The organism is Caenispirillum bisanense (assembly GCF_039523075.1).
GTDB lineage: Bacteria > Pseudomonadota > Alphaproteobacteria > Rhodospirillales > Rhodospirillaceae > Caenispirillum > Caenispirillum bisanense.
On the sequence record NZ_BAAAEP010000093.1, the window covers coordinates 1 to 7380 of the forward strand.

Annotated in this window: 4 protein-coding genes and 1 pseudogene; 3 read left to right on the forward strand and 2 right to left on the reverse strand. The window is 69.1% G+C overall.

What is annotated here, in order from left to right:
- The first annotated feature begins 550 nt into the window (after positions 1–550).
- Positions 551–2035: a peptidoglycan DD-metalloendopeptidase family protein gene (locus ABD056_RS22130; RefSeq protein ID WP_343870386.1), complete on the forward strand. Its 1485-nt coding sequence runs from the start codon at positions 551–553 to the stop codon at positions 2033–2035.
- A gap of 812 nt (positions 2036–2847) precedes the next feature.
- Here ABD056_RS22130 and clpB read toward each other — a convergent pair.
- On the reverse strand, positions 2848–5439 hold the full coding sequence (clpB, locus tag ABD056_RS22135; protein WP_343870388.1) for an ATP-dependent chaperone ClpB: 2592 nt from the start codon (positions 5437–5439) through the stop codon (positions 2848–2850).
- Positions 5440–5646: 207 nt separating this feature from the next.
- On the opposite strand from clpB, the gene ABD056_RS22140 reads away from it, so the two are divergent.
- Both ABD056_RS22140 and ABD056_RS22145 read left to right on the forward strand, forming a co-directional pair.
- A complete protein-coding gene (locus ABD056_RS22140) occupies positions 5647–6420 on the forward strand; it encodes an MOSC domain-containing protein (RefSeq protein WP_343870390.1) in 774 nt (257 codons plus the stop codon).
- A gap of 138 nt (positions 6421–6558) precedes the next feature.
- On the forward strand, positions 6559–6993 hold the full coding sequence (locus ABD056_RS22145) for a CBS domain-containing protein (RefSeq protein ID WP_343870392.1): 435 nt from the start codon (positions 6559–6561) through the stop codon (positions 6991–6993).
- Between the two features lie 95 nt (positions 6994–7088).
- Here the strand turns inward: ABD056_RS22145 and ABD056_RS22150 are convergent.
- Positions 7089–7380 (reverse strand): annotated as a pseudogene (locus tag ABD056_RS22150) (hypothetical protein); the annotation flags it as partial.

Here is a 7380-nt window from a genome sequence, read left to right on the forward strand (position 1 = left end):
GGGGAGGCCGTTATTTAGAGAAGGCCGAAGTCGTTGTCAACTTCTTTTTTCTCTTCCTTCACCACCACCCGGCGACGCCGGAAGGAGGTGCAAGGCGGCGTACCAACCAGATCCATCCGCCTTTGTCAACCGGTTGTTTTCGCAGCCCTGCCGAAGCAGGAAGATCGCCACCGGGCCGAAGCCCTGGGGGCCGCTGACGAACGTTTTCCGATTGCCTTCGCGGCAGGTCCGCCGCGTCGGTGGCGGATAGATAGGCGCCTGCCATGAAAGTGTCAACAACAAAAAATGCCCCCCTCGGCCGCCCCGCCCCTCGTACGCGGGCGCGCCCGAGTCTCTTCAGCTTCGCTCTCCCCGCCTGCCCCCACCCCATGCAGAGGGTATGCACAGGGCATGGCGGAACGCCGCGCGAACCCTCGAAACGGCCGGGAAACGCCGTGAAACACGTTGACAGCCGCGGCCTCGGACGGCATCGTTCAACCGCGGAAACCGGCGGGGGACTCCCCGCAAAAGCCGGGTCCGAGAGTCGAGTAGTGTAGAGAGGAGCTGACGAATGCACCGGACGCGACAAGCCCGTCGCGCCGCTACCTTCGTGGTGGCAGCGGGAACCTCCGCCCTGGCCATGGCCGTCGTCCTCGGTTGGCCGTCCTCCCCCCGCTCCGACCTTGCCTCCGTCGCACCGCCCGCCGCCGTGCCGGCCGTGCCTGCGGTAGCCGCCCAGGAGCCGGTGCCGGTCGCACCGCCGACGGTCCCCAGCGCGGAACCGGTTGCCACCCAGGTGGCCATGGTCAAGGCCGAGCCCCTGCCGACGCAGGACGTGGCCTTCACCATGGTCTCTCCCGACCAGGTCCCCGAACAGGCCCCCATGGCCGACGCCCCGCCGCCGGCCGAACCCGGCGAGTCCGCGGTGGTGGAGCATACGCTCACCATCAAGCGCGGCGACACGCTCATGGGCGTGCTGGTGTCGGCCGGCGTCGACGCCACCGAGGCGCACAGCTCCATCCAGGCCCTGCAGGAAGTGTGGGACCCGCGTCAGCTGCGCCCCGGCCACGAGATCACGCTGACCTTCGATGCCACCGCCACGCCGGACGGCAACGAGGTCTTCCAGGGCTTCACCTTCGAGCCGCAGCCCGCCCTGCGGGTCGGCGCCACCCGCGATCCCGCCAGCGGCACCTTCGCCCCCGCCGAGGAAAAGGCCCCGGTGATGGCGGAGAAGCTGCGCGGCGAAGGCACCATCGAGAACAGCCTGTTCCAGGATGGCTCCAACGCCGGCATTCCCATCACCGTGCTGAGCGAGATCATCAAGGCCTTCAGCTACGACGTCGACTTCCAGCGCGACATCCAGCCGGGCGACCGCTTCGAGGTGATGTTCGACCGCGAGCGCACCGAGGACGGCCGTACCGTCCGCGAGGGCGACGTGGCCTATGCCGCCCTGACCCTGTCGGGCAAGCGCTACGAGATCTATCGCTACCAGGACAGCCAGGGCGACGTCGATTACTACGACGCCAAGGGCCACTCGGTGCGCAAGGCGCTGCTGCGCACGCCCATCAACGGCGCCCGCCTGTCCTCCGGCTATGGCATGCGCACCCATCCGGTGCTTGGCTATTCGAAGATGCACAAGGGCATCGACTTCGCCGCCCCCACCGGCACGCCCATCTACGCGGCCGGTGACGGCGTCATCGAGAAGGCCGGCGCCAACGGCTCCTACGGCAACTACGTGCGCATCCGCCACAACAAGGAATTCGACACCGCCTACGCCCACATGTCGAAGGTCGCCCCGGGCATGAAGCCGGGCGCCCGCGTGAAGCAGGGCGACGTGATCGGCTATGTCGGCAGCACCGGCCGCTCCACCGGCCCGCACCTGCACTACGAGATCCTCAAGAACGGCAGCCAGGTGAACCCGCAGGGGGTCCGCTTCCCCACCGGCCGCATCCTGGAAGCGAAGGAACTGCAGCGCTTCAAGACCGCCATGACCGAGGTCCAGCGCACCTACGCCTCGCTGCCGACCATCTCCAAGGTCGCCAGCGCCGGGCAGTGAGTTCGTCCGGCCTTAGCGCCGGGTTAGGCACCAAGGACACCAGGAGGCTGCGGCCAAGTGCTGCGGCCTCTTGTCGTTCTAGGCGGTGGTGCCTTTTCAACCACCAAGACACGAAGGCACCAAGAGGGCGGCGCCCGGCGGTGAGGGCGGTGCTTAGCTGTTTTGCCTACGGGCTTCTTCCGCCCGCGGCTGCCAAGGAGGCAAAGTAGCCACCAAGGCACCAAGGACACCAAGAGGCTGCAGCCAAGTGCTGCGGCCTCTTGTCGTTTCCGGCGGAGGTGATTTTTTTAACCACCAAGGCACGAAGACACCAAGAGGGCGGCGCCCGGCGGTGAGGGCGGTGCTTAGCTGTTTTGCCTACGGGCTTCTTCCGCCTGCGGCTGCCAAGGAGGCAAATTAGCCACCAAGGCACCAAGGACACCAAGAGGCTGCGGCTGGCCGTCGTTGGGTTCGGTCCTGTCAGCCGGATCAGTCTTGCGGGCGCAGCCCGCAGGAAACTCTCGGCGGGAATCATCTGGCACCGCCGTGACCACCCCACCCCGCCCTCTTGGTGCCTTTGTGCCTTGGTGGTGAAAAGCACCACGGCTGGAACGACCAAAGGCCGCAGCGCCTGCCCCGCCCTCTTGGCGTACTTGGTGCCTTGGTGGCTAAACCACCCTCCGCCCCCGCTTGAGCACCGCCCCCACCAAGGACCCTGTCGCCTTGGTGTCTTTGTGCCTTGGTGGTTACAAACCGCCCCCCCTGGCCAGACACAAAAAAGGAGGCCGCAGCCCGCCCGGGCCGCAGCCTCCTCCGCTCTCAAACCCCGGGCGTTACGCCGCGTCGGCCGTTACCGGGTGGCCGTTGATGGTCAGGGTGCCGGCCTCCGCCGTCAGGTGGATTGTGCCGCCGTCGGGGATGCGGCCTTCCAGCATCATCATGGCCAGCGGGTTTTCCAGGCTGCGCTGGATCACCCGCTTCAGCGGCCGGGCGCCGTAGACCGGGTCGAAGCCCTTGTCCGCCAGCCACTGGCGGGCGGAGGCGTCCATCTCCAGGGTGATCTGGCGGTCGGCGAGGCGCTTGGCGAGGCGGCCGATCTGGATGTCGACGATGCCCGCCATGTTCTCGCGGAACAGCCGGTGGAACAGCAGGATCTCGTCCAGCCGATTGAGGAACTCCGGCCGGAAGGCGCTGCGCACCACCTCCATCACGTCGGCCCGCACGGCGCTGCTGTCCTGGCCCTCCGGCTGGTTGGCGAGGATCTCCGCCCCCAGGTTGGAGGTCATGACGATCAGCGTGTTGCGGAAGTCGACGGTGCGGCCCTGGCCGTCGGTCAGGCGGCCGTCGTCGAGCACCTGCAGCAGCACGTTGAAGACGTCGGGGTGCGCCTTCTCCACCTCGTCGAACAGCACCACCTGATAGGGCCGGCGACGCACCGCCTCGGTCAGCGATCCGCCCTCCTCATACCCGACATAGCCCGGCGGGGCGCCGATCAGGCGGGCGACGGCGTGCTTTTCCATGAACTCCGACATGTCGATGCGGACCATGGCGGTCTCGTCGTCGAACAGGAAGGCGGCCAGGGCCTTGGTCAGCTCGGTCTTGCCGACGCCCGTCGGGCCGAGGAACAGGAAGCTGCCCATGGGCCGGTTGGGGTCGCTGATGCCGGCGCGGGCGCGGCGGATGGCGTTGGAGACGGCCACCACCGCCTCGCGCTGGCCGACCACGCGGGACTGGAGCTTGTCCTCCATGTGCAGCAGCTTCTCGCGCTCGCCGGTGAGCATCTTGTCCACCGGAATGCCGGTCCAGCGGCTGACCACGCCGGCGATGTTCTCCGGCGTCACCGTTTCGTCCACCAGGGCGCCGTCGCCGCGTTCGCGCTGCTCGGCCTCCTTCAGCTTGGCCTCAAGCTGGGGGATGGTGGCGTACTGCAGTTCGCCGGCCTTCTCGTAGCGGCTTTCGCGCAGGGCGCGGTCCAGCTCGGAGCGGGCCTGCTCCAACTCCTCCTTCAGCCTGGAGGCGGAGGCGACCTTGGCCTTTTCCGCCTGCCAGCGAGCGGTGAGGTCGGCGCTTTCGGCCTCCAGGTCGGCCAGTTCCTTCTCCAGCTTGCCCAGGCGCTCGCGGGAGGCGTCGTCGGGCTCCTTCTTCAGGGCCTCGCGCTCGATCTTCAGCTGCACGATGCGGCGGTCAAGCTCGTCCAGGGCCTCGGGCTTGCTGTCCACTTCCATGCGCAGACGGCTGGCCGCCTCGTCCACCAGGTCGATGGCCTTGTCGGGCAGGAAGCGGTCGGTGATGTAGCGGTTGGAGAGGGTGGCGGCCGAAACCAGCGCCGCATCGGCGATGCGCACGCCGTGGTGCAGCTCGTACTTCTCCTTGATGCCGCGCAGGATGGAGATGGTGTCCTCCACCGACGGCTCCTGCACGAACACCGGCTGGAAGCGCCGCGCCAGGGCGGCGTCCTTCTCCACATGCTTGCGGTATTCGTCGAGCGTGGTGGCGCCGACGCAGTGCAGTTCGCCGCGGGCCAGCGCCGGCTTGATCATGTTGGAGGCGTCCATGGCGCCTTCTGCCTTGCCGGCGCCGACCAGGGTGTGCATCTCGTCGATGAACAGCACGATCTGGCCTTCGGCGGCGGTCACTTCCTGCAGCACCGCCTTCAGGCGTTCCTCGAACTCGCCGCGGAACTTGGCGCCGGCCACCATGGCGCCCAGGTCGAGCGCCAGCAGCTTCTTGTTCTGCAGGCTTTCGGGCACGTCGCCGTTGATGATGCGCAGCGCCAGCCCTTCGACGATGGCGGTCTTGCCGACGCCGGGCTCGCCGATGAGGACGGGGTTGTTCTTGGTGCGGCGGCTGAGCACCTGGATGGTGCGGCGGATTTCCTCGTCGCGGCCGATGACGGGGTCGAGCTTGCCGTCGCGGGCCGCCGCCGTCAGGTCGCGGGCGTACTTCTTCAGGGCGTCGTACTGCTCCTCCGCCCCCGCCGACTGGGCGGTGCGGCCCTTGCGCAGGTCGCGGATGGCGCCGTTGAGCGCCTGCGGCGTCAGGCCGGCGTCCTTGAGGATGCGGCCGGCGGGCGTCTGCGATGCCGCCAGGGCGAGCAGCATGTACTCGGCGGTGACGAAGCTGTCACCGGCCTTTTCCGCCGCCTGGGTGGCCTGGTCGAGCACCCGGCCCAGGTCCTGCGCCACGTACATCTGGGCGCCCTGCACCTGCGGCAGCTTGTCGAGGGCGGCCGTCACCTCGGCCAGCGCCTTGGCGGGGTCGGCCTTGGCGGCGCGCAGCAGGTTGGCGGCCAGGCCCTCCTTGTCGTCCAGCAGGGCCTTCAGCAGGTGCTCGGGCGTCACCTGCTGGTGGTTCTGGCGCAGCGCGATGGTCTGCGCGGCCTGGATGAAGCCCTTGGAGCGGTCGGTAAACTTCTCGAAATCCATGATCCTGTCCCCGCATGTGTTGACGAGGCCGGCGGTCCCTGCCATAGGCGACCGGCAACCCCTCACGGTTGAAAGGGAGATAAGGCAGACACCCCTTCCGCCGCAAGTGGCAGCAGCACGCACGGCGGGTAAGGCGTTCCCTCCATCAGCCGGCCGTCACACGAGCTTCATGTTGACAAGCCCGGCGCATTGGCCGATGGAGTGTTCATGAGCTGTCACGTCGCCGCCCTGTACCGCTATCCCGTCAAGGCCCTGAGCCCGCAGGCGCTGGAACATGCCGTGCTGGAAACCGGCGGCGGCATGCAGGGCGACCACCGCTATGCCCTGGCGCACGGGGCGGGCTCCACCGTCGGGGCCGGCGATGTGGTCACCGGCCGCCTGCCGCGGTCGAGCCTCGTCACCCTCAGCGACTGCCCGAAGCTGGCGACCCTGGTCACCCGCTTCATCGAGCCGCTGAACGTGCTGACGGTGGAGCGCGACGGCCGCCAGGTGGCGCGTGGCGACCTCAGCCAGCCCATCGGCCGGGCCATCCTGGAAGACTTCTTCACCGCCTTCCTGCGCGGCCACAGCCGCGGCAAGCCCCGGCTGGTGATCGCCAAGCCGGGCGAGACCTTCGCCAACCACGACCGGCCGGGGGTGGTGCTCATCAACCGCGCCAGCGTGTCCGACATCGAACGGGTGGTGGGGCAGCCGGTGGACCCGCTGCGGTTCCGCGGCAACCTGCTCATCGACGGCCCGCCGGCCTGGGATGAACTGAACTGGATCGGCCGCGTGGTCCGCATCGGCGGCACCGTCACCCTGCGGGTCGCCGCCGCCATGCCGGCCCACCCGGCGGCCGAGGTCAACCCCGGCACCGGCGCCGTCGACCTGAACGTCGACAAGGCCATGAAGCAGGGCCTCGGCCACGACACCTTCGGCATCCTGTGCGAGGTGATCGAGGGCGGCCAGGTGAACACCGGCGACAGCGTCATCGTCGCCTGACCGGGCGGCGGGCTCCCCCCTCCCCCTCCCCCCTCCCCCTCCCCTTTTGCCTTACGTCCAGCGGTCCCGAAACGGGGAACGGCAGGCGCCGGCCGCCGTTATGCCGGTGATACCTGTCACTACCAATGGAGGACCGCAATGCAGATCCGCGAGATCATGAGCACCGACGTCCACCTGGTCGACCCCAACATGACCATCGCCGAATGCGCCCGCCGCATGCGCGACGACGACATCGGCGCCTTTCCGGTCGGCGAGAACGACCGCCTGGTCGGCATGGTCACCGACCGCGACCTGGCCGTCCGCGCCGTGGCCGAGAACTGCGCCCCCGACAGCACCAAGGTGCGCGAGGTGATGAGCGAGGGCATCTGCTACTGCTACGACGATGCCGAGGTGGAGGAAGCAGCCAAGGTGATGGCCGACCACCAGGTCCGCCGCGTGCCGGTCGTCAACCGCGACAAGCGCCTGTGCGGCGTGGTGAGCGTCGCCGACCTGGCCAAGGCGGGGGTGGAGGACGTCCACCTGCAGGCCTATCGCACCATCGCCCGGCCGAGCGGCCAGGAACGGCTGATGTAACAGCCGGCGCGCGCCAGCCTGCTCCGAAACGAGAAACCCCCGCCGCCGGACCCGGCTGCGGGGGTTTTTCGTGGTCGGCAGAGGCTGCCGCGGGATCAGGCGACCGCTTCGCGCGGCTCCGCCGTATCGCCGGCGTCTTCGGCCTTGTCCGCCGCCTTGCGGGTGGTGGTGCGGCGGCGACGTCGCGGTGCGGCGTCCTCGCCCTCGCCACTGCCCTCGGGGGCCGGAGCGGCAGCGGCCGACTTGGCGGCCTTCGCCGGCTTGGCCTCGACCTCGCCGCCGGCGGCCGGTTCGGCGTCCTGGCGGGGGGCGCGCGGCTGGCGCGGCTGACGGGCCGGAGCGGCCGGCGCCTCGGCGGCGGCGGCGGGAGAAGGCTGTTCCCCCCCA

Coding starts and splice junctions, on each gene's coding strand:
- clpB (WP_343870388.1), bottom strand. CDS start 5,439: ATGGATTTCGAGAAGTTTACCGACCGCTCCAAGGGCTTCATCCAGGCC.
- ABD056_RS22130 (WP_343870386.1), top strand. CDS start 551: ATGCACCGGACGCGACAAGCCCGTCGCGCCGCTACCTTCGTGGTGGCA.
- ABD056_RS22145 (WP_343870392.1), top strand. CDS start 6,559: ATGCAGATCCGCGAGATCATGAGCACCGACGTCCACCTGGTCGACCCC.
- ABD056_RS22140 (WP_343870390.1), top strand. CDS start 5,647: ATGAGCTGTCACGTCGCCGCCCTGTACCGCTATCCCGTCAAGGCCCTG.